The sequence below is a fragment of the Roseovarius litoreus genome (genome assembly GCF_900142765.1).
Taxonomy (GTDB): domain Bacteria; phylum Pseudomonadota; class Alphaproteobacteria; order Rhodobacterales; family Rhodobacteraceae; genus Roseovarius; species Roseovarius litoreus.
The window spans coordinates 1-21639 of the sequence record NZ_FRCB01000002.1 but is presented as its reverse complement, the minus strand read 5'-3'; the positions used below and the strand labels follow the sequence as shown (position 1 = coordinate 21639).

At 59.3% G+C, this 21639-nt stretch carries 25 protein-coding genes and 1 pseudogene; 13 read left to right on the top strand and 13 right to left on the bottom strand.

The genetic code is table 11. The features are described 5' to 3' along the window. Window positions 1-144 precede the first annotated feature (144 nt). Both F3H35_RS04305 and F3H35_RS04300 read left to right on the top strand, forming a co-directional pair. Window positions 145-1575, top strand: a complete 1431-nt coding sequence (locus F3H35_RS04305; RefSeq protein ID WP_149778420.1) for an ammonium transporter — start codon at window positions 145-147, stop codon at window positions 1573-1575. Between the two features lie 11 nt (window positions 1576-1586). Continuing rightward, window positions 1587-1817 carry a hypothetical protein gene (locus F3H35_RS04300; RefSeq protein WP_149778419.1) on the top strand — a complete coding sequence of 77 codons (231 nt, stop codon included), beginning with the start codon at window positions 1587-1589 and terminating at the stop codon, window positions 1815-1817. A 93-nt stretch (window positions 1818-1910) separates the two neighbouring features. On the opposite strand, the gene F3H35_RS04295 is transcribed toward F3H35_RS04300, so the two are convergent. From F3H35_RS04295 to F3H35_RS04235, 13 genes are all read right to left on the bottom strand, one after another. Next, on the bottom strand, window positions 1911-2786 hold the full coding sequence (locus tag F3H35_RS04295; protein WP_149778418.1) for an isocitrate lyase/PEP mutase family protein: 876 nt from the start codon (window positions 2784-2786) through the stop codon (window positions 1911-1913). A 4-nt stretch (window positions 2787-2790) separates the two neighbouring features. Next, window positions 2791-4065, bottom strand: coding sequence for a TRAP transporter large permease (locus tag F3H35_RS04290; RefSeq protein ID WP_149778417.1), 1275 nt, complete (start codon window positions 4063-4065; stop codon window positions 2791-2793). Next, window positions 4062-4559, bottom strand: coding sequence for a TRAP transporter small permease (locus F3H35_RS04285; protein WP_149778416.1), 498 nt, complete (start codon window positions 4557-4559; stop codon window positions 4062-4064). The genes F3H35_RS04290 and F3H35_RS04285 overlap by 4 nt, the downstream gene beginning before the upstream one ends. Before the next feature lie 70 nt (window positions 4560-4629). Continuing rightward, on the bottom strand, window positions 4630-5619 hold the full coding sequence (locus tag F3H35_RS04280; RefSeq protein ID WP_149778415.1) for a TRAP transporter substrate-binding protein: 990 nt from the start codon (window positions 5617-5619) through the stop codon (window positions 4630-4632). A 135-nt stretch (window positions 5620-5754) separates the two neighbouring features. Continuing rightward, on the bottom strand, window positions 5755-6039 hold the full coding sequence (locus tag F3H35_RS04275; RefSeq protein WP_007818315.1) for a hypothetical protein: 285 nt from the start codon (window positions 6037-6039) through the stop codon (window positions 5755-5757). A gap of 187 nt (window positions 6040-6226) precedes the next feature. Beyond that, window positions 6227-7540 (bottom strand): NAD(P)/FAD-dependent oxidoreductase, encoded by a 1314-nt coding sequence (locus F3H35_RS04270; RefSeq protein ID WP_223228306.1) that lies wholly within the window; start codon window positions 7538-7540, stop codon window positions 6227-6229. 205 nt (window positions 7541-7745) lie between these two features. Further along, window positions 7746-8705: a 2-hydroxyacid dehydrogenase gene (locus F3H35_RS04265; RefSeq protein ID WP_149778414.1), complete on the bottom strand. Its 960-nt coding sequence runs from the start codon at window positions 8703-8705 to the stop codon at window positions 7746-7748. After that, on the bottom strand, window positions 8702-8896 hold the full coding sequence (locus tag F3H35_RS04260; protein WP_149778413.1) for a hypothetical protein: 195 nt from the start codon (window positions 8894-8896) through the stop codon (window positions 8702-8704). Before F3H35_RS04260 ends, F3H35_RS04265 begins: the two co-directional genes overlap by 4 nt. 12 nt (window positions 8897-8908) lie before the next feature. Next, window positions 8909-10249 carry an amidase gene (locus F3H35_RS04255; RefSeq protein WP_149778412.1) on the bottom strand — a complete coding sequence of 447 codons (1341 nt, stop codon included), beginning with the start codon at window positions 10247-10249 and terminating at the stop codon, window positions 8909-8911. After that, a complete protein-coding gene (locus F3H35_RS04250) occupies window positions 10246-11613 on the bottom strand; it encodes a TRAP transporter large permease (protein ID WP_149778411.1) in 1368 nt (455 codons plus the stop codon). Before F3H35_RS04250 ends, F3H35_RS04255 begins: the two co-directional genes overlap by 4 nt. Before the next feature lie 32 nt (window positions 11614-11645). After that, entirely contained in the window at window positions 11646-12236 is a 591-nt protein-coding gene (locus F3H35_RS04245; RefSeq protein WP_188129889.1) for a TRAP transporter small permease subunit, read from the bottom strand. 110 nt (window positions 12237-12346) lie between these two features. Then, window positions 12347-13441 (bottom strand): TRAP transporter substrate-binding protein, encoded by a 1095-nt coding sequence (locus tag F3H35_RS04240; protein WP_149778409.1) that lies wholly within the window; start codon window positions 13439-13441, stop codon window positions 12347-12349. A gap of 440 nt (window positions 13442-13881) precedes the next feature. Beyond that, complete coding sequence (locus F3H35_RS04235; protein ID WP_149778408.1) at window positions 13882-14253, bottom strand: hypothetical protein; 372 nt, start codon at window positions 14251-14253, stop codon at window positions 13882-13884. Window positions 14254-14304: 51 nt separating this feature from the next. Between F3H35_RS04235 and F3H35_RS04230 the strand changes: the two genes are divergently transcribed. The 11 genes and pseudogenes from F3H35_RS04230 to F3H35_RS04190 all read left to right on the top strand — a co-directional run bounded on the left by F3H35_RS04230 (window position 14305) and on the right by F3H35_RS04190 (window position 21498). Next, window positions 14305-15522: a tyrosine-type recombinase/integrase gene (locus F3H35_RS04230; RefSeq protein WP_149778407.1), complete on the top strand. Its 1218-nt coding sequence runs from the start codon at window positions 14305-14307 to the stop codon at window positions 15520-15522. A 90-nt stretch (window positions 15523-15612) separates the two neighbouring features. Beyond that, window positions 15613-16347, top strand: a complete 735-nt coding sequence (locus tag F3H35_RS04225) for a hypothetical protein (RefSeq protein ID WP_149778406.1) — start codon at window positions 15613-15615, stop codon at window positions 16345-16347. A gap of 77 nt (window positions 16348-16424) precedes the next feature. Next, window positions 16425-16595 (top strand): helix-turn-helix transcriptional regulator, encoded by a 171-nt coding sequence (locus F3H35_RS04220; RefSeq protein WP_149778405.1) that lies wholly within the window; start codon window positions 16425-16427, stop codon window positions 16593-16595. 274 nt (window positions 16596-16869) lie between these two features. Continuing rightward, window positions 16870-17079 carry a hypothetical protein gene (locus F3H35_RS04215; protein ID WP_149778404.1) on the top strand — a complete coding sequence of 70 codons (210 nt, stop codon included), beginning with the start codon at window positions 16870-16872 and terminating at the stop codon, window positions 17077-17079. Continuing rightward, entirely contained in the window at window positions 17079-17438 is a 360-nt protein-coding gene (locus F3H35_RS18770; RefSeq protein ID WP_188129862.1) for a hypothetical protein, read from the top strand. Before F3H35_RS04215 ends, F3H35_RS18770 begins: the two co-directional genes overlap by 1 nt. Next, entirely contained in the window at window positions 17435-18946 is a 1512-nt protein-coding gene (locus F3H35_RS04210) for a DUF3631 domain-containing protein (protein WP_188129861.1), read from the top strand. The genes F3H35_RS18770 and F3H35_RS04210 overlap by 4 nt, the downstream gene beginning before the upstream one ends. A 365-nt stretch (window positions 18947-19311) precedes the next feature. Next, window positions 19312-19395, top strand: a pseudogene (locus tag F3H35_RS19200) (thiol reductase thioredoxin); the annotation flags it as partial. A gap of 39 nt (window positions 19396-19434) precedes the next feature. Continuing rightward, the gene (locus F3H35_RS04205) at window positions 19435-19746 is read left to right on the top strand and encodes a thioredoxin family protein (RefSeq protein WP_317510549.1); all 312 of its coding nucleotides are present in this window, start codon (window positions 19435-19437) and stop codon (window positions 19744-19746) included. Window positions 19747-19854: 108 nt separating this feature from the next. Continuing rightward, window positions 19855-20790 (top strand): DnaJ C-terminal domain-containing protein, encoded by a 936-nt coding sequence (locus F3H35_RS04200; protein WP_149778401.1) that lies wholly within the window; start codon window positions 19855-19857, stop codon window positions 20788-20790. Further along, window positions 20787-21119, top strand: coding sequence for a chaperone modulator CbpM (locus F3H35_RS04195; protein ID WP_149778400.1), 333 nt, complete (start codon window positions 20787-20789; stop codon window positions 21117-21119). Before F3H35_RS04200 ends, F3H35_RS04195 begins: the two co-directional genes overlap by 4 nt. A gap of 82 nt (window positions 21120-21201) precedes the next feature. Then, a complete protein-coding gene (locus tag F3H35_RS04190) occupies window positions 21202-21498 on the top strand; it encodes a hypothetical protein (RefSeq protein WP_188129859.1) in 297 nt (98 codons plus the stop codon). Window positions 21499-21639: the final 141 nt, after the last annotated feature.

Sequence of the window (21639 nt, the reverse complement as noted above, 5' to 3'; positions counted from 1 at the left end):
ATAGCCGCTAAAGATTAAAAAATAGTCGGAAAAAGAACGAATGTGGGTTAACATCGGTTCTGCCAGTGAACCAAAACTGGCCCAACCAGAGCGGGGATAACCCCGCCCACCCCAACAAAAGCAGTCCAACGGGAGGACAATTGAATGGACACCGATATCGGCGCGCTGACGGTGATCTTCACCGAGTTCTATTACTGGGTGACGATCCCCCTGATGTTCCTGATCCATGTCGGCTTCTGCATGTACGAAGTCGGCGCCACACGGCACAAGAACCACATCCATACCCTGATGAAGAACACCATGCTCATCCCACTGGTGACCGTGACGTTCTTCTTCTTCGGCTGGTGGATCTATTTCGCCTTCCCCAACGGTCCCGGCATCACCGGCGGCCTCACGCAATCCGACCATGCCGTGCCGTGGTCCGAACTGATGGGCACGCATCTCGGTGGCCCCGGACCGGCCCTTGAATCGGCCCAAGGCTATGGCGCCGATCTCGGCAACGGCTTCTGGTCGCGCCTCAACGGTGTGTTCTGGGCAGCCTTCCTGCTCTTTTCATGGACTGCGGCCTCGATCGTGTCGGGTGCCACGATCGAACGGATCCGCCCCACCGCCTTCTGGATCCTCGCGGTGGTCATCGGCTCCTTCACCTGGATCATCGACGCGGCCTGGGGCTGGCATCCCGATGGCTGGATGGTCACGCAACTGGGCTATCACGATGCCTATGCCTCGGGTGTGATCCATGCCATCGCGGGCGGCTTCGCGCTTGGCGTGATCTGCGTGCTCGGCCCCCGGATCGGCAAATTCGCCCCCGACGGGACACCCCGCAACATCAACCCGCACAACAAGTGGCTGGTGACCATCGGTCTGTTCATGATCTATTGCGGCTTCTGGGGCTTCTATGTCGCCTGCAACGTGCCGATCATCGGCTCGGGCGCAATCGGTGCTGCCGAAGGCACCTTCACCGCAACCACCATTTACCTCACGCCCACCACCCTGTCGGCGATCGTCTTCAACTTCCTGATGTCGCTCTCGGGCGGAATGCTTGCAGGCTATGTCGTCTCGCGCGGCGAAGCGTTCTGGACCTATTCCTGCGGTCTGGCGGGGATCATCACCGCCTCTGCGGGCAATGACCTCTATCACCCGATCCAGGCCATGCTGATCGGCGGCGTCGGCGCCGTTTGTGCCTACAAGCTGCATTTCTGGGTCGAACGCCGGTTCAAGATCGACGATCCGGTGGGCGCGGTCGCGGTGCATGGCTATGCGGGCTTCATTGGCCTCGTGATCTGCGGTTTCGTGCTCTGGGGTCACCCGGCCACGGCGGGCTACCATGCCGAGGTCGCCACCATCAATCCGGTGGGCCAATTCCTTGGCGCCTGCATCATGTTCATCGTGCTGGGCTTCATCCCTGCCTTCATCGTCTCCAAGATCCTGTCGATGATGGGCATCCTGCGCGTGCCGCCAGCGGTCGAGCTGGTGGGCCTCGATATGTCCGAGGAACTGCGTGAAGAGATGGACGCCATCGAAGTATCCGAAGCCGACATCGCCGAGGCGCGTCGCCTTGGCCTGCTGACCTGAGGAGAGACCCCATGTCCACAACACTCGTCGAAAGCTGGTCCGGCGCGGACCTGTCGCAACTCGGACCGATCTACCCGATGGTGGGAACGGAATTCATCCTTTTCGTCATCGGGGTGGCCTTCTGGCTCGGCTTCCACATCCTGCAAGCCCGCATCGAGAAACGCGAGATGCAGGAAGACGAGGCCGCAGCCCGCAGCCCCGAACGCCTCAAACGGGTCTTCGAACGCGAAGCGCAGGAATAACCCTCCCGCCACCAGGCCCGTAAACCCTAAGCCCCCCGGATCGCTCCGGGGGGCTTTTCTTCAACCTGTGCGCTGCATCCTTGCCGCTAGCCCCTACTCCCGCCGGGACGAGGCATAGGCCTCCGAGGTCTCGTAATACGCATCGAACCCGATCCGGTGGCGCAATTCCTTGAAATCCATCTGTCCGGGCCGTTCATCCCGGCGCATCCCCCGCAGCGACGTGACCATCGCCTGCATCGCCGCCGCCATCAGCGACAGCGGATAGGCCGCAATCGAAAACCCGATATCGCGCAGCTCGTCCACCGGCAGATCCGGCGTCTCGCCCCCTTCGACGATATTGGCCATCTTCGGCCCCGGCAGGTTGTCGCAGACCTGCCGCATCTCCTCGACGGTCTTGGGCGCCTCGACAAACAGGATATCCGCGCCCAGCTCGGCAAACTGCGTCGCCCGGTCGATCGCTTCGGACAGCCCGTGTTCATGCCGCGCATCGGTCCGGGCGAGGATCAGGATATCGCCCCCCTGCGCGCGCAGCAGCTCGCGCTCATCGGCAGCCGCCCGGATCCGGTCGAACGCCTCCTGCCGCCCGACCACCGCCTTGCCCGGCGTATGCCCGCAGCGTTTCGGCGCCAGTTGATCCTCGATCATGATCGCCCCGCAGCCCGCCCGTGCGAACCCCGCCACCGTCCGGCGCACATTCATCGCGTTGCCATAGCCCGTATCGCCATCGGCAATCAGCGGAATGGGGATCGCATCGGCGATGTTGCGCGCCTGATCCACCACCTCGCCATAGCTCATCAACCCCAGATCGGGCGCCCCGATCCGGCTCGCCGAGGCGGCAAAGCCCGACATGAACGTCAGATCATACCCCTCCTGCGCAATCAGCTTGGCCGACAGCGCATCAAAGCAGCAGGGCATCACGTGGCATATGTCTTGCGCCAAGAGGCGGCGCAGCGTTTCGGCCTTGGTCATCGCATCACCATTGGAAAGGAATATAAAGCGCCAGTCCCGGCACCAGATAGAGGATCACCACCGTCAGCAGCATCAGCAAAAGAAACGGCAGCACCCCGCGCGACACATCCGCCAGCGTCGCCCGCGCGACCGACTGGATCACATACAGGTTCAACCCCACAGGCGGCGTGACAAGCGCGCATTCCACCATGATCACCATGAAGATCCCGAACCAGATCGGATCGAATCCCAGCCCCATCGCCGCCGGCAACAGAACCGGCGTCATGATGAGAATCATCGACAGCGCCTCGAACACCAGCCCCATCAGCAGCAGCACACAGCACACCACCAGCAGGAACATGATCGGCCCGTCAATCGCCGAGGCGATGAACCCCGAGATCTCCTGCGGAATGCGGTAAAGCGCGATCGCCTTGCCGAACACCTTGGCCCCCGCCACGATCAACAGGATCGCCGCCGTAGTGATCGCCGATTCCCGGATCGCACTCCACAGCGCCTCCCATGTCAGGGTCCGCAACCAAAACGCCGTGATCGCCAATGCGGCGGCGAAACCGATGGCCGCCGCCTCGGTCGGCGTGAACGCCCCCGAATACAGCCCCACCACCACCAGCGCCGCCAGCGCCACCGACGGCAGCGCCCGGAACGACGCCTCCCACCGCTCGGCCCAAGTCGCCTTCTCCATCGGCACATAGGACGAGGTGAAGCGCGCATGCAGCATCGCAAAGATCACGAACAGCGTGACCAGCACGATCCCCGGCCCGATCCCGGCAAGAAACAGCGCGATCACCGATTGCTCGGTGACAAAGCCGTAAACGATCATCGGGATCGACGGCGGAATCAGGATGCCCAGCGTGCCCCCGGCCGCCAGCAACCCATAGACGAACCGCTTCTCATAGCCGCGCTTGATCATCTCGGGGATCGCCACCGTGCCGATCGTCGCCGCCGTGGCCACCGATGATCCCGAAATCGCCGCGAACAGCCCGCAACTCAGGATCGTCGCCACCGCCAGCCCTCCGGGCCAATGCCCGACCCAGGCTTGCACCGCTGTGAAAAGATCGCGCCCCACCCCGCCTTTCAGCAGAACATTCGACATCAGCAGGAACAGCGGCACCGCCAACAGGATGAACCCGTCGAGCGTCGCCAGAATCGCCTGCGGCGCCATCAGCGGCGAAAAGCCCCCTGCCAGCAGCATCCCAAGACCGATGCCGCCAAGCGCAAAAGCCACGGGCACACCCAGCAGCAACAGCAGGAAAAGCGAGCCAAGGATGAAAAGGATCGTCATTCGTGTGAACTCCCCAGTCCGGGATGGCTATCGCCCGGCAGGCGAACAAGCTCCACCACCGACTGCGCCGCCAACAAGGCGAAGCCGACCGGCACCGACAGCTCGGTGATCCAGATCGGCAAATTCATCAACGACCCCGTCGTGCGGCCCCTGACGAAACTGTCATGGAAAATGTCCCAGCCCCAATAGGCCACAATGACCGAAAAGACGATCACCGCAATCAGCGCCAGCGCGGCGCAGATCTTCTGCAGCTTCACACTCAACAGGTTGGTCACCGCATTGACCGTGATGTGCCGCCGCAGGGTCAGCACTTGCGCCATCGCCAGAAAGCACCCCCAGATCAGACACATCTGACTAAGCTCGGCAGCCCAGATCGTCGGCTTGATGAAGAAATAGCGCGCCACGACCTCATAGGTCAGCATCGCGCCGGTCGCCGCCATCAGAAGGGCGCCAACAACCCCGGCCGCGAGCGAGATTCGGGTGATGATATTCATGAAACCTTTATCCGCACGAGAGCGCGGACGGCCCATGCGGGCCGCCCGACCACCCTTGCCACGTTATGGATCAGGAGCCGCCGGCTCCGACCGAGTCGAGGATCTTCTTGCCCGCTTCACCGGCGGCAGCCAGATACGAATCATAGACCGGCTGTGCGACAGCCTTCCATGCAGCCAGATCCTCATCCGTCAGCTGCACGATGGTCATGCCGTTCTCTTCCGCAGCGGCAAAAGCGTCCGCTTCGATCTGCGACATGCGGTTGCGCACATCTTCCTGCGCCACGGCGGCGGCATCGCGGATATGGCCCTGGATCTCGGGCGACAGCCCGCTGAACCACTCCGTGTTGACGACGACGACGAACTCGATATCGGCGTGGTTGGTCACGGTGATCGTATCCATCACCTCCCACAGCTTGCGCGACTTCACGCCCGAGACGCCGGTCATGCCGACATCGACCGTGCCGCGCTGATAGGCCAGGTACTGTTCCGACCCCGAAATCAGCGTCGGCGCACCGCCCGCCGCGGTGACGAAATCACCCAGCGTCTTGCCGAACACCCGGACCTTCTTGCCCTTCAGATCGTCAGGGTTACGGATCGGCCCGCCATTCGACAGCATCACCGCGCCGCCATAGGCCTGCCAGAACAGGATCTCCCCTCCGGTCTTGGCGACCTCTTCCTCGATCACGGTGCGCACGACCGACCCTTCGGCCACGGCGGCACGCACCTTGTCCTCGGTGTTGAACAGGAACGGCATGTAGAACACATCGACCACCGGCGCATCGCCCACATATTGCGTGAGCGACGCAACGCCCGCCTCGATCGATCCCGAGCCGACCGCCGCAGGCACTTCCTTGTCGCGGTAAAGCGTGGCGCTGTCATAGATCTCCACGTCGATCGCGCCTCCCGTACGCGCCTCGACCTCCTTCTCGAACAGCACCAGGTTTTCGCCCAGATGGCTGGTCAGCGGCAATTGCAGAGAAATCCGCATCTTTTCCGCCGCAACCGCCGATGTGGACAGAGCCGCAATCGCAACTGCCGTGCAGACAACCTTGTTGAACATGGTAACCTCCCTTATTTTTGTTCGGGAACCATACCCCACAAAATCGGTCAGGCAATCGCCTAAATTTCGCAACAGGCGGAAAATGCGGAAAACGTGCCCCCTGCCCGCCGGATCACCCGACACCCCGGCGGTTGCTCAGTTTTTCCCGGCGCGGACCCGTGCCGCCGTGCGCCGGCACATCACCGTGAAAAACGCGATATTCAGCAACGGCGCCGCCACCAGCGCCCAAGGCCGCACTGTCTCCGGCAACCCGGTCAGCAGCAGCGACCAAGGCAGCCCCAGCGGCAACAGGAACACGCCCGCCAGCGGATTGGGCGCCTGCCCGAAAAGGCCGTAGGTGCCGATCACGAAATACGCCAGCGCGAAAAGGTAAAGCGCGGTGATCCCGATCACCACCATCCTGCATATGGTCACCGCCATGGCTGTCTGTCCCCCCGTTGACGAGATTCTTTTCCGGCATGATGGCGGCGAATGTCGGGCCTGTCACCTTTTGCCGCCGGGGCTGTCGGACCCGTCGCATGGGCCGGTTTCGGGAGTTGTGGACACAATTTCGCGGATTTGCTCCATGTTTCGTCCTGAACGCGTGGTGGTTTCGTACGGGTTGTACTCAACGCGCTTGCCAGTTTTCCACCCGGTCGACCCAATGCCGATAGTAAAGATCAGCCGCCTTCAGGAAATGCGGTTTCTGGAACTGGTGCAGAAAATGCTTTTTGAACAAGGTGTTGGCATAAGCCGTCTCGGCGCGCGCATCACCCATCGCCAAATAGGCCGCCTTCGCCCCCAGATAAGGCGCCATCACCGTCCCCGACCCGGAATACCCCATTGCGTAAAATATCCCGTTCTGTTCTCCGACTTGAGGCATGTGGTTAAAGCTGTATCCGGTAAACCCATACCACGCATGGGAAATTTTCGTGTCGCGCAGCTCGGGCCAGATGCCCGACATGGTCTCGTGCAGCCGTTCTGCGGCCGTTTTGATGGGCAGATCCCGCATCGACGCCCGCCCCCCGAACAGCACCCTTTTGCCATCCGGTGAAATCCTGAAATAGCTGTGCCTCGCCCTCGTCTCAACCATCATCCGCCGCCCCGGCGCCAGGTGACCGATCAGGTTCGAGGGCAATTCTTCTGTTGAAATCAAATAGCTAGGAAGCGGGAACACCCGCTGTACATGCCATCCGAAGGGCTTTGTCGTGTAGCCGTTCGTGCCCAGAATGACCTTCTCGGCCTGCAGCTCTCCCTTCGCCGTCTTCACCCGGAACCGCCCCGCCCCCTCCCTGCGCAGATCCGTAACCCCCGCATGAGCCACCACCGGCACCCCCCTACGCCTCACCGCCTCGAGAAGCCCGCGGTGGAATTTGGCCGGATGGATCGCGCCGTGCTCGGGGAACACAATCGCCCCGTGATATTTATCGGTCGAAATTTCCTTATTCAGATCAGCACGTTGCACAAGGTGCACGGCAACGTCGCTCTTGTCCTGAACGCTTTTCGCGAGCCGCTTCTGGTTCTCGAAATGTCCCGGCGTCCATGCCAGTTGGATGCGTCCGGTCTGCTGAAAATCGCAGTCGATCCCCTCGGCCTCGATCAGCCCGCGGGTCCACTCCAACGCCGGCTTCGCCTCGGCAAACAAGGCATCCGCCGTCGCAGCGCCGAACTTGCGCTCCAATTCGCTCCAACCCAACCTCGGATGCGCCCCGAACATCCCGCCATTGCGGCTCGATGCGCCCTGCCCCGGCACCCCTGCGTCGACCACCACGACCTGCGCGCCGCAGTCATGCGCGGCGATGGCGGCAGATAGCCCCGTATAGCCCGCTCCGATGACCAGAACATCGCAAGTCTTTGGAAGATCATCAGAATCCGGGACAGGCGGGGCTGCCTCCCACCACCAGGGGTGTCCAGGTTCAGCCTCGCCTGTCCAATGTGCCATCGCAGTATTACCTTTCAGCCCTGCCCGGTCAGACCCATCTGATCAACCGGGTCATCCGAAGGACAATCTGCGAGAAGAGTATGAAGAGCACAAGTGAAACAATAGGCGCAGCACGCCAAGTCCGATGTGTTGTTTGATCCGACGCGTATGGGGCAAGTCCCCATGTCGGAGACCAACCCTATACGCTCAGAACATTCTCAACCTGTCAGAGAAGATCTCGTGGCGTTTTTCCTGCAAAAAACGCATCCAGATTGTCCAATGCACGAAAGCCCATGGCGTCCCGTGTCTGCCGCGTCGCACTGCCGATATGGGGCAGCATGAAGACATTTTCATACTTGGAAAACAAGGGGTTGCCGCCCGGCTCCACCTTGAAGCAGTCAAGCCCCGCAGCCGCCACCTTGCCTGTGTCCAAAGCCGCCATCAAGGCATCTTCATCCACCAAGGCACCCCGCGCGGTGTTCACGATCACAGCCCCATCGGGCAACATCGCAAAGCGCTCTGCGTTCATCAGGTCGGTCGTTTCGGGCGTGGCCGGACAATGCAGGGACAGGAAATCCGAAACCTCCAACAAGCTTTCGACCGTTTCATGATAGGTCGCGCCTTGGGCCTGACCGTCTGTCAGGCGGGTTCGGTTGAAATAATGCACATCCATATCGAAGCCACGCGCCTTGGCCGCAAAGGCACGGCCGACGCGGCCCATCCCGATGATCCCAAGACGCGCGCCAGTCACCTGTTTACCGACCATGAAGGCAGGCGACCAGCTGTCCCATGCCCCGGTCCGTACGATCCGGTCACCGGCAACAGCATGCCGGGCCGCACCCAGCATCAGCAGCATGGCCAATTCCGCCGTTGCATCAGACAATACATCCGGCGTGTTCGTCACCACGATTCCGCGCTCCTTGAGAGCGGGCAAATTGCAGTGGTCGACACCGACTGAATGGTTGGCCACAATCTGCAAACGGTCTGCAAATTGAGCGACAACATCCGCTGTGAAATGTTCCGAGTGACACGGAATGATCGCATCGAACTCGGCGCTCGCCGCGATCAGGTCCTCGGCGGTTCCTGGTGTGTCCGCATGGTTGATCACGACATCATAATCGCGTGCGGCACGCTCCAGCGTCGCGTCGGAGAGGCGGCGGGTAATCCAGAGGCGTTTCTTGGTCATTTCTTGCGAACACACTCGTCCCAGAAATCATACACCGCCATGGCGCAGATGAAGATGGCGATCAACATAAAGGGCAAGCCGCCCATGAAACCCGCGAACCCCGAAGAGATACTTTGCGACAGGCCACCGACAAACACGCAAAGCAGCGCCGTGCCGATCAGTCCCACCACCAATTTCACCGTGTATGACATGTCAGTTCCTCCCTATTCCGCTTCCTCAGAAAGATGTTTCTGAAGCCAGCGCGCAGTGCGCAGTAGACGGTCATCTTTTTCAGCGGGGCCAATCAGTTGCACCCCGATAGGCAGCCCGTGTTCACCGACCAGCAAAGGTAGGCTGACACATGGTAGCCCCGCCAATGTCCAGAGCGTGCAGAAAATCGGATCGCCCGTGCCTTCCCCGAACAAAGGCGCTTCTCCAGCGGCGGAGGGCGCGATTATTGCATCGTAATCGAGGAAGAAATTGGCGAAAAACGCTTCGGCCGAGGCTTTCACGGCCAGCGCATCTTCGTACTCGTCTTTGGAGATCTGCCGAGCACGCGTGATGATCGGCTGGAGCGTTGGGCTTATCTGATCCCAATGCGCATCAAAAACGTCTGCTTGATGTTTCGCAATCTCGTATTCATGGATACGCGCTTGCACGGCAACGAGGTTGGACAGCGTATCGGCCGGCTCCATTCTCGTCACTTTAGGCCCGAGAATGTCAAGAACGGCTTCGAGGCCCTCGCGCGCATCACCCGACAGCCTGTCATTGAACGGCAGCTCGAACCAGGCAAACTCGGGCTCCACCAATACATCGGCTCGAGCACCCGCCAACATATCAGGCCGCGGACGCGGATAGCTGACAGGATCGGTTTGATCGTAGCACCCGATCGCATCCGTCAGCAGTGCTACATCATCCAGGCTGCGACCGAAACAGCCCACCTGATCGAGCGAAACCGAAGTTTGCAGCAGTCCCGCGCGCGAGATCACGCCGCGGGTCGGTTTGAACCCGAATGCTCCGCAAAACGACGCCGGCCGGATGACAGATCCGTTGGTCTGCGTGCCGACCGACAAGGGCACATGGCACGCGGCCACGGCGGCAGCCGATCCACTGGATGACCCACCGGGGCTGCGTTCTGCATCATGCGGATTGCGCGTTTCATTTGCATGCACGAACGCCATTTCCGCGGTCACGGTCTTGCCCATGATCACGGCACCCGCGTCGCGCAACCGCTCGACCAACCGGGCGGAATTGTCGGTTTGGCGTCCGGCAAAGATCGGGGTGCCGCGCTGCGTCGGCATGTCTGCGGTGTCGATGATATCTTTCAACCCCACAGGGATACCGTGCAGCGGGCCTGTCGCCAGACCCGCCTTGCGAACCCGATCACATTCCGCAGCCTGTGCGAGGGCCATATCGGCATCAAGAAACGCCCAAGCCTTGATCGTGCTGTCCGTCGCTTCAATCTGCGCAAGACAGGACTTCACAAGCTCAACGGAACTCAGGCGTCCAGAAGCGATAGCGGCCAACGCATCGGTCGCAGTCAGTTTGTAGCTGTCGCGGATCATGGAATATACGGGCCAAACAGGTAGTCCGGGAACCAAAGCGCGATGCCGGGGAAGATATACATCAAGACCATCGTCAAGATCACAATGCCAAGATACGGCATGATCCCGGCAAAGATCTCCATCAGTTCGATCTTGTTCTTGAGCACCCCTTTCAAATAGTAGGCCGACATGGCCATGGGGGGCGTCAGGAATGACGTCTGAAGGTTAAGCGCAATAAGCATCGCGAAGAAATACGGGTTCACCCCGAACACTTCGAGAAGCGGCAGGAAGATCGGCACGAAGATGATAAGGATCTCGGACCATTCCAGCGGCCAGCCAAGCAGGAAGATGATGACCTGGGCGAGGATCAGGAACTGCCAGGGCTCGAGATCCATGCCGCCAACCCAATGCGCGATCACATCATGTCCACCGAGATACGAGAACACCGACGCGAACGTCCACGAGCCAACGAACAGCCAGCAGACCATGGCCGTGGACTTGGCAGTCAGGAACACGCTTTCCTTGAGTTTCACCCACGTCATCGACCGGTAGAGGATCGCCAGAACGATTCCGCCCAAGGCCCCCATCGCAGCCGCTTCGGCCGGGGTTGCCAGGCCTCCCAGGATGGACCCGAGAACCAAGGCGATCAGGACGGTCAGCGGCACGAAGCTGACCAACAGGTCCTTGTAGATCTCGCTCGGCGGCGGGGGATCGTCCATTGTCGGCTTGGGTGCCAGCGCAGGATTGAGCCAGACACGGAAAATCACATAGACGATGTAGAGACCGGCCAATAGCATGCCCGGGAACAGGGCCGCCGCATAAAGCCGCAATGGTGACAGGTCGGCAATCGCGGCATAGACGATCAGCATGATGGAGGGCGGGATCAGGATGCCCAATGTACCCCCCGCGCAGATCACGCCGGACGCAAAGCTTTTGTTGTAGTTCGCATTGGCCATCGCCGGGAAGGCCAGCAGGCCCATCAAGGTCACCACGGCCCCCACGATCCCCGACGCCGTCGAGAACACCGCACAGGTCAACAGCGCCGCGATCGCCAGGCTGCCCGGCAGATTACGCGCCGCCATGTAAAGCGAGAAGAACAGCTTGTCGATGATATTGGCGCGCTCGACGATATACCCCATGAACAAGAACAGAGGGATGGCGACCAGGATCGGGTTTTCCATCACCGAATAGGTGTTCTGGTTCAGCAGATAGAAGATATTGTTGTTGAAGATATCGCTGAACGTATCGACCGACCCACTCTGGTGGTAGGCATAGTATCCAAACGCCACACCCATAGCGAGGAGCGTGAAGGCAATCGGAAATCCAAGAAGAACCAGGATAATAAACAGCCCAAGCATGAGCAGGGCGACTTCGGGATTTGTCATCTTTTTATCTCTCTAGAAGCGCTTGAGGCGGTTTATTTGTCAGACGGGCGGAAGGCGCTGATGACTTCCAGGTCGGCGTCGGTCAGCAAATCTTCGGTCTCTTTCACATCGACAAGTCTCTCGGGCCAAGCCCCGGTACGCATCGCCATCACGCAACGTACCAATTCGGCCAAGCCTTGAATGGCCAGCAGGCAACCAGCCAACGGGATCAGGGACTTGAAGAAGTAGATCTGGATGCTGGCGGGGCTGTTGAAGCTCACTTCTTTATAGCGCCAGCTGTCGGAGGCGATCTCGTAGCCATACCAGGCCAGGGCCAGAATGCCCGGGAAGAAGAACAGGAAATACAGAAAGAAATCCAGGGTTGCCTGCACCTTGACCGGCAACAAGCGGTACACGACGTCGGCGCGAACATGTGTGTCCTGAGCCAGCGCATAAGCGCCGCACATCAAGAACAGCGCACCATACATCTGGATCATCATGTCGAAGGCCCAGACCGTGGGTGCGTTGAGTACGTAACGTACGAAAACCTCGTACGAAACCGAAAGCGTAAGTATCAGGATGCACCAACCAAAGGCGCGACCTACCCAGAGGCTTAGCCCCTCAATGGCGTGAACGAATTTCATGAGGCTCATGCTCCCTAGCGGATCGACTGTCATCTCTGTGCAAGGCGCCCTAGCACAGAAATGTCCGAGCGTCGTAAGGACGCCCGGACATCTTATTCAGCGTATTGCTATCAACCGAAGTAGTGGTTGTAAGCCAGCTTGTAGTCAGGCTGGTTGAGGTTCAGGTAGTTCATAACATCCTTGGCATAGGCCTTCTGCGACTCCATCACCTTGGCGAAGAACGGGTCTTCTTCCGCGATACGGTTCGCAACGACGTCCCACGCCTCGAGCTGAGCTGCCAGAACCGAGTCGGGTGTGCGGTAGACATTCACGCCATCGGCTTCCTGCAGCTTGATCAGGTCATCCGAATAGCGCTTCGTGTTGCCCCAGTAGAAACCGGAGTTTTCAGCCATCGATGCGTTACGGATGATCGCCTGATGCTCAGGCGACAGTGCGTTGAACTTGTCCTTGTTGAACGTCACCTCGAAGCATTCCTGGCTCTGGTGATACGAGGCCAGGTGATAATGCTTGGACACGTCCTGCATACCGAAGTCACGGTCGGACGTGGGGTTGTTGAATTCCGCAGCGTCGATCAGGCCGGATTTCATCGCCGGCTGGATTTCGCCACCGGGCAGCTGAACAACGGACATACCCATTTCCAGAAGAACGTCAGCGGCAAGGCCAACCGTACGGTACTTCAGGCCATTCATCTGGCTTGCGTCGGTGATCTGCTCCTGGAACCAACCCAGAGGCTGTGCCGGCATCGGAGAGTTGAAGAACGACACGATGTTCAGCTGAAGGTTTTCCATCAGCTCATCGAACAGTTCCTGACCACCGCCTGCGTGGATCCAGCCCAGCATTTCCTGGCTCGACCAGCCAAAGCAGGGGCCGGTGCCGAACAGCGATGCGGACTTGGATTTGCCATACCAGTAGGCCGACACATAGTGCGCGGCATCAAGAACGCCGCGGTGAACAGCGTCTTGCATCTGGCTGGTCTTGACCACCGAGTCCACCGACAGCACTTCAATGACAAGCGAGCCGCCCGACATTTCGTTGACGCGGTTTGCGAAGGACTGGGCATTCTCAAGGAAGATGCCACCGCCCCATGCGGCCTGCATTTTCAGCGTCGTCGCGTCATTCGCCGCGATCGCGGGGGTTGCCAGCGCAGCGGCACCAGCGACTGCACTGCCGCGCAGGAATTTTCTACGATTGATAGTATTTGTCATGTTTCCTCCCAATATTTGTAGTTGTCGTCTCACGCCCTTGAAGGGTCTGACACTGTGGTCTGTTTTTGAGCCACGAGCAAGTGGCATGAGTGGCTGAAACTCCCAAGTCAGCCGCGCATGACATCTCCTCCCGCGATCAGACGTAGTTTTAGAAGAATTGCGCAGGCAAACAAGCGTTTCATTCGAGATAAAATTCCACCATGTGAAATAAATGGAAACAGGCAGACCCGAAAATCAACGCATTCTTTCCAGGCTCAAACCAAGCCCCCAGAAGAAAGAACCTTAATTAAGATATATATTACAATACGTTATATCTATTCACACATAGGCGATGCGCAAAACGCCGTGCCCCTGTGAAACCGACAGCGCCAAAATCGGCGCCTGAGCAAAACCAATATTTTCACGAAGACAGATCACGCCGGACATCGACACAGGGCACCTCAAGCTGCAGATGGATCCCAAGTTACCCGATAAGCGGGTACATAATGCAGATGTGCCGCGACACGCGAAAGCCCTTCCTTGATCGTGGCAATACAGATCGGAACGAAATCATTTCGCGCAGCGCGTGCCTGCAAGACCTCGATCATGAGCAAGGCCAACTCTTCCGTGAACAGATCATGCAACTGAGCCCGAACAACGCGGAACAGGCTTATTGCGTCCGCTTCACTAAATCGTGCGCGCTTTTGGACATTTAACGAGGTGAATGGTGCCCCCACACGGCATGATAACTCTACATCTTGGGGTACCCCGAAACACCACATACCCAACAAAATAAGGAAGATATACATACTTTCTATTTCATAGTGTTTCATTTCGCCCCAGCAGACCCCATATTTAGAGGGGGACCAAAAGGGGGACTGTAAATGGCGCGCACAATGCACCGGCTGTCCGCAGCCAGCTTGAGGGGCAAACCGGCAGGCAAGTATGCAGATGGAAATGGCTTGTGGCTCTACAAACGCCACGATGACGGTGCGCAATGGGTATTGCGCTACACCATCTTTTCTCGACGCCATGAAATGGGCCTTGGACGATTCCCAGACGTATCTTTGAAAGAAGCTCGCGAGGAAGCCGAGAAATGGCGCGCGGTTGTGCGGCAAGGCAAAGATGCCATAAAAGAACGAGAACGCGAAAGGCGCGAGGCCGAACGCAATATGCACTTGCTTGCCGACGTCGCACTTGATGCCTTCGAAAGCCGGAAAGCCGAATTGAAAGGCGACGGGAAAGCGGGCCGGTGGTATTCGCCGCTAGAATTGCATGTACTGCCCAAGCTCGGCCGCATGCCTGTTTCCCAGATCGACCAGCGCGATATCCGCGATACACTTGCCCCTATCTGGCACACTAAGGCCGATACCGCGCGCAAGGCTATGAACCGCCTAGGTATCTGCATGCGTCATGCGGCGGCGCTCGGCTTAGATGTAGATTTGCAAGCGACGGAAAAAGCCAAGGCGCTGCTAGGTCAGCAAAGACATAACGCGCAGAATATCCCCGCCCTGCCTTGGAAGGAGGTCCCCGAATTCTATCGGTCTTTATCGGGCGGCACGATTACCGAACTGGCGCTGAAGTTGCTCATCCTCACAGCGGTGCGCTCGTACCCTCTGCGCCACATCCGACTTGACCAGATCGAAGGCGATGTCTGGACCATCCCCGCAGAGGCCATGAAAGGCCGCGTGGGGGCGACCAAGGACTTTCGGGTGCCATTATCGCAAGAGGCGCAGAACGTGATTGCAGCGGCCAAACCCTTCGCGCGTGACGGTTATCTGTTTCCGGGCGTCCGCAAGGGCGTGATTTCCGACGCCACAATGGGGAAATTCATGGACCGTCGCGGGATGAAGGAACGCCCACACGGCTTTCGCTCGTCTTTTCGCGACTGGTTAGCTGAAACGACCAATGCGCCGCATGATGTCGCAGAAATGTGCCTAGGCCACGTGACAGGCGGTTCCGTCGAGCGGGCATATCGGAGAACGGACTTTCTTGAACAGAGGCGTGCGTTGCTGGAGCAGTGGTCGTCCAATGTAGTTGAGCTGTCAGCAACGGATGCAAAAGTGGTTGGAATCCTAGCGCATTCTGCTTCTGATAGTTGATGCACCTTTAAACATAAGTGGACTGTATAAGTGTTTTGCCCCCCTCATTATCTTCCCTATTCACAGGTAAGCATATGGCTCTCAGAATGGGTGGAGCATTTGATTGTAGCAAGTATTGAGCTTGGTGACCCACTAGGCGTTTCTGATGAAGAAAATAGAAAAAAAGTCCTTCATCCTCACAGGATGAACCGAGCGCATCTCGGGTTTTTGGAACAATGCGAATCCACGGCCATCTGCGGCCCAGATGGAACAATTCTTAAAGTGGATTCACTCTATTTTTTTGAAAGCCCTGTACTTTACTGGACAACAGATTGGTTTCCGCCCGAATTAATCGGCCACGAACTCTACTTCTTTTTCTTGAATGCTAACACTTTCATGGTGGACCTTGAAAACTGGCATTCAGCCTTTTCCGACCTTTTCAGGGAATTTAATCCAGATGATTGGCCCTACTTAAATCATACCGCTGAAATGATATCTCACTTTCAAGGGTGGGCATTTTGCATCTCGGAAGAAGACGACGCGCAGATGCTAGAATATATCATCAAGAGTTACGAATTACCTCCCGAATTACTGGACAAAGTAACATCAGAAAACACTCCTGACAGGAAAGGGCGCACGATAGGTCGCCCACCTTTAGAAAAGGCAAAAGCTGCATTCGCAGAAATGGGGTTCAAAAAGGGCAATCGTTCTTGGGAAGAATTGGCGCGACATTTAGAAAGAAAAACTGGGCAAAAACCGGCACCAAAAACTATGCGAAGCTGGGTCTCGGATGCCAAGGCCAAGCAGCCCCCTAGGGCATTGCAGGGGGAAATTAAGGGGAAATAATCCAAGCTTTCCCCCCAGTTTTCAGAGTTATGCTCTTGTGCGTAACTGGGCCTCATCAAACAGCAATGAGGTCCAATATGAAATTTTTAACCTTCCAAGACCTTCAAGCAAAGCTTGGCGGCAGAAGCCGCAGCTCTATTTACCGCGACCTAGAAATCGGTCGTTTGCCTAAGCCGATGAAATTCGGCGCGCGCCTCTATTGGAACGAGGCCGAGATCGACGCCACGCTGGAGGCAATGTCCAAATGAGCATTGCCCAGCGAAACCACCACGAAACCTCTGACAGCTATGCGGGCGTTATCGCCCGCCTCTGCCCTCGTCACCGGGTGATTATCTGCCGCGACGGCATTCAGTTGATCACGCAGCGACGCAAGAATGGTGGCGCGGAGCGACCTTGGCGGTCCCTCAGGTACTTCCGCACCCGTGAGGCCCTGATGCGCTTCTGCGCCACCTTGTGTGAGCGCGTGGACCCCGCCGCCTGGGCCGCGCTCGCCACTCTTCCAGACATCATAGGAGGTTCGTCATGAGCCAGAAATGGAAAAGCCCCGGCAATGCGTTGCAGCGCACCACCGGGGCATCAGTAGATGGTCATTGGGGAATGACAATTGCACCTATGGCGCAAACATACGCCAATTGCCGCGATCTGCAAACTCGTCATTTGCAGCGCAGGTTTGGCCTCGATGCCCGCACCGCCCGGCTGATGGCGGGCCTTTGCTTTGGGGAGGATCGGTAATGGACATGATCACACCAGACACTCGTTTGCGCCTGGGATGGGCGGAGGCCGCCGTCTTCGCTCTGGAGCATTGCCGCCTGTCGCATGCAAATGCGATCTGCGCGGCCTGGCTCGAGGCGGCAGAGATCGGCGGTCCGCGCCACGATCCGTTCGGGATGGTCTACTCAGACGCCCGGTTCTGGGCACTATCGGCCCCGCAGCACGAACTTGTGGCTTACACCTTGGCAGGGCTGGAGCGCCTCCCCAGTGCACTTTTACCACTTCCAATGCGAAAGGTGGCCTTCAAGGCGATCTGGCGGAGCTTTCCCGACCAGGAGCGTATCGCCTTCCTGAAGCATGTGAAGGGAGGTCGGGCATGATGGATGGATACGATTGGAATGATCTGCCGAGGGTCGAAGACGTCACGCATGCCGATGCGCAAGCAGAGGTTCAAAGGTTGGCGGGGCTAGACCCCGCCACCTATGAGACCGAGCGGAAGGGTGCGGCTGCCCGCTTGGGCTGGCGTGCGTCAGTTCTGGATCTTGAGGTCAAGAACGCCCGACCTCGCGCGGTTGGTAAGGACGACGGTGGCCAGACCGCCGTGGTCGAAGACCTCGAGACCTGGGATTACCCGGTCGAGGGGGCGTCGCTTGCAGAAGAGATCCGCGACCGGCTTCGCGCGCACGTAGTGTTTGGTGCGGATGCTGATGTGGACTGCGCCACATTGTGGGTGATCGGCACATACCTGATGGACACGTGGCGGCTCTGGCCACGCTTGTTGATCACCAGCCCCACGAAGGCCTGTGGCAAGTCAACATTTTTGGAGGTGATTGATGCGATGGCCCATCGCGGCTTCATCGTTTCGAATGCAAGTCCGGCAGCCATCTTCCGGACGATAGAGGCGTGGAAGCCAACCCTGTTGCTTGATGAGGCCGACACCTGGATGCGGCAGAACGAGGATCTGGCCGGCATCTTGAACTCCGGCCATACCCGCCGGACGGCCCGGGTGATCCGGGTCCAGGAGGTCAATGGAGAGCACGTCCCAACCCCCTTCTCAACCTGGTGTCCAATGGCGATTGCCGGGATCGGCAGCCAGCGCGATACGCTGATGAGCCGGAGTATCGTCATTGGTCTGCGCCGCAAGTTGCCAGAAGAAACCGTCGCGCGCCTGCCTTTCGAACTGCATGGGCAAATGCTGCGTGTCCGTCGCCAGGTGGCCCGGTGGGCTGAAGACAATGCCATCAGGATCGGCGAGATGAAAGATGAGCCACCAGCGTGTGGTAATGACCGCATGCAGGACAACTTCACGCCGCTCTGGCGGATTGCCACTGTTCTCGGTGGACCCTGGCCTGATCGAATTGCCAGCGCCTATGCGGCACAAGCGCAGGCCCAGGACGAAGATGACGACCCGGCCGGCGTCATGCTGCTGCGCGACATTGCGGATCTGTTCGCAACGCGGACCGGGCAGCCAGACCGCATCGCATCGTCGGAACTTGTTGCGGATCTCATCACGATGGAGGATCGGCCCTGGGCTGAGTGGCGGCACGGCAAACCGCTTACCACGACCACCATCGCGAAGCTCATGAAGCCGTTTGGCATCAAGGCCATGGTGCGAAAGCTGCATGGCACCTCGGCAAGAGTTTATCTGCGCAGCGAGGTGAAGGCCGCCGCGGCGCGGTACTGTCTGCCAAAGTGTAACCGCGTAACCCTTGAACAAAATCAAGAGGTTAGCCCTGATTCAAAGTGTAACCTGAATGATAAGGTTACACCTCAGGATCCGTCTAACCCATTGAAAACGAAAGAAGGTTACGCGGTTACACTTTCAGACACCGGATCGGCGGATGCCGCGCCCGCGGGCGATCCGCACGATCCGGAGGCGTGGGGGTGATTGAGCGAAGGCGCCACGGTAAACCCATCACCATGGCAATCCAGCGACGTCAGGCCGCCCTCAGGTGGGTGGCCTGAGTTAATTCGGGCTCCGAAGGCCTGACGACAGCGACGATAAATGTCATCGGTTGAAAGAACCGCGTATGGCCGGGCAGCCCAAAGCTGACTTTAAAGCGGAGCGCAGCATTCGACACGATGGGCGGAAAGCCGCAGTTCGCTGCGTTGTGCATCAAGGTCTGCTTTGCCGGCATTCGCCACGAAGCTTTAATACCAAAAACAATGAAGCGATCCGCCCCGGGATTTGACAGAGCGCAAAGTCGGACCTGATTTTCCGGACTAGCCTTCTGTCATCGTGAAGAGGGAGGTTTGGGCTTGAAGCTGGCGTGTCTGGTTTGTGGTCAGGGCAACAGGGTTCCCCGGGAAAAGCTCGGCGCAGGGCCCAAATGTGGCAGCTGCGGCGCGCCTCTTTTGAGCGGAGAGCCGCGGGACGTGTCATTCGAGATCCTGCAAAAGGCGGCACGTATAGATGATCTACCGCTCATTGTCGATTTCTGGGCGTCGTGGTGCGGGCCCTGCAGGGTGATGGCGCCGGAATTTGCCAAAGCAGCAAGCCTGCTGAAGGGGCAAGCCCGCTGCGCCAAGCTGGACACGGAAGCCTATCCGCAAGCGGGGCAGGTCTATGGTATTCGGAGCATTCCGTTGCTGATCGCGTTCCAAGGCGGGCGCGAGGTTCAACGGCAGGCCGGCGCGATGGCGGCACAAGATATCGTGGCTTGGGTCCGGCAGGGCCGTGCGGCATGACATGGCAAGGCGTCCTTTCCTGCCGCCGGTGGCAGATGAGCGCACAAGGCATTTTCCGCGCTCGGTGGCAGGGCAGTATCGCCACGCCGCATAACGGGAGGGCGCGTGATGACGGATGATCCATACAAGGTTCTGGGCGTGGACAAGGGCGCCAAGCAGGACGAGATCAAGAAGGCCTATCGCAAGCTGGCCAAGAAGCTGCACCCGGATCTTCACCCCGGCGACCCCGGGAAAAAGTCGGAATTCCAGGCCGTTTCCGCGGCCTACGATTTGCTGGGCGATCCCGAGAAGCGCAGGCGCTTCGATGCAGGTGAAATCGATGCACAGGGCCACGAGCGCCCCGAGCGTCAATTCTATCACGACTATGCGAGCCACCCGGGCGCCAAGCGCTATGAACCGGGCGGGGATGCGGGCGAGTATGAGGATATGTCGGACCTGTTCTCGGATATATTCGGCACACGGCAGCGCGGCGGCGGGGCGACCCATGAGCACGGCTTCCACGCCCGTGGGCGCGATATGCACTATCATCTAGAGGTGGATTTCATGGATGCCGCCCGCGGTGCGAAACGGGCCATTACGATGCCCGACGGCAAGATGATCGAGGTGTCGATCCCGGCCGGGCTTGAGGACGGCCAGACGCTGCGCCTGCGCGGCAAGGGGGCTGCGGGGATCGGCCAGGGTCCGCCCGGTGACGCGCTGATCACGGTTGGCGTGCGGCCGCACCCGGTGTTCACCCGCAACGGCAGCAATATCGAAATGGAGCTGCCCATCACCTTCGACGAGGCCGTTCTGGGTGCGAAAGTGGATGTGCCGACGATTTCGGGCAGGGTTGCCGTGACGATCCCCAAGGGTGTCTCATCGGGCCGTCAGCTGCGCCTGAAGGGCAAGGGCTTTCCGGTGGGCAAGGCCGCATATGGCGATCTGATCCTGCGGCTCAAGATCGTGCTGCCGCAGAAGATTGATGAAGAGATGGAGGAGATCGCGAAGCGCTGGCGCAGCCATCAAAGCTACGATCCGCGCGAGACATTGCGGAGGGCGATATGACTTACGATGAACGCAGCGTCGTGGCGAGGGTCGAGCGCCTGACCATGAGGGAATTGCGCAGCTGGGTGCGCGAAGGCTGGGTGCGGCCCGCGCAGGGCGAGGACGGCCCGTTCTTCGACGAACTGGATATCGCGCGCGTCCGCCTGTTATGCGACCTGCGCAAGGACATGGCGATTTCGGGGGATACGATCCCGATGATCCTGTCGCTGATCGACCGCTTGCACAAGTCGCAGCGCGAGTTGCGGATGTTGCGGCAGGCGATCGATGAACAGCCCGAGGATCTTCGGCTTGAGGTGCTGGAACGGTATGCAAGAATACGAAAACCGTGACGACGGGCGCGCCCGTGCTGACCCGTGGGGCGGTTTCGTGGTATTGTCTTGGTTGAGGAGTGCAACTATCGGGGAGGAGATGATGCACAACGATCTGAACCTGCGTCGGCGCGTTCTCACAATGAGCTACCTGCGCTATGTCGAGGCGGACCTGTCCTGGCGGCGCGCCTGCGCAGCTGCGCGGGGGTGGTTCCCCGATGGTGACCGACCGCCACGCCGGACGATTGGGGCGCCGAAATCCCCCGTGCGGCAGGTTTATGACCGGCGGCAGCGTGCTCTGGCGCAGTTCATCGCCGCGCGACTCAAGATGTCGCAGGCAAAGGCAAGACTGGACCGCAAAGGGCCCGAGATCCTCTTGCTGGAGCTTTACGGCGCCTAGCCGCGTCGCTCCTTCAGTGTCGCGCCGCGCCCCCTGCGCGTGGCCTGAAAGCCCGCCAGAAGCGAAGGCCCCGCTGAAGGATCAATCCCCGACCCGGTATTCGGGCGGTATGGTCAGTGAGACGTGCCCGGACATGGACAC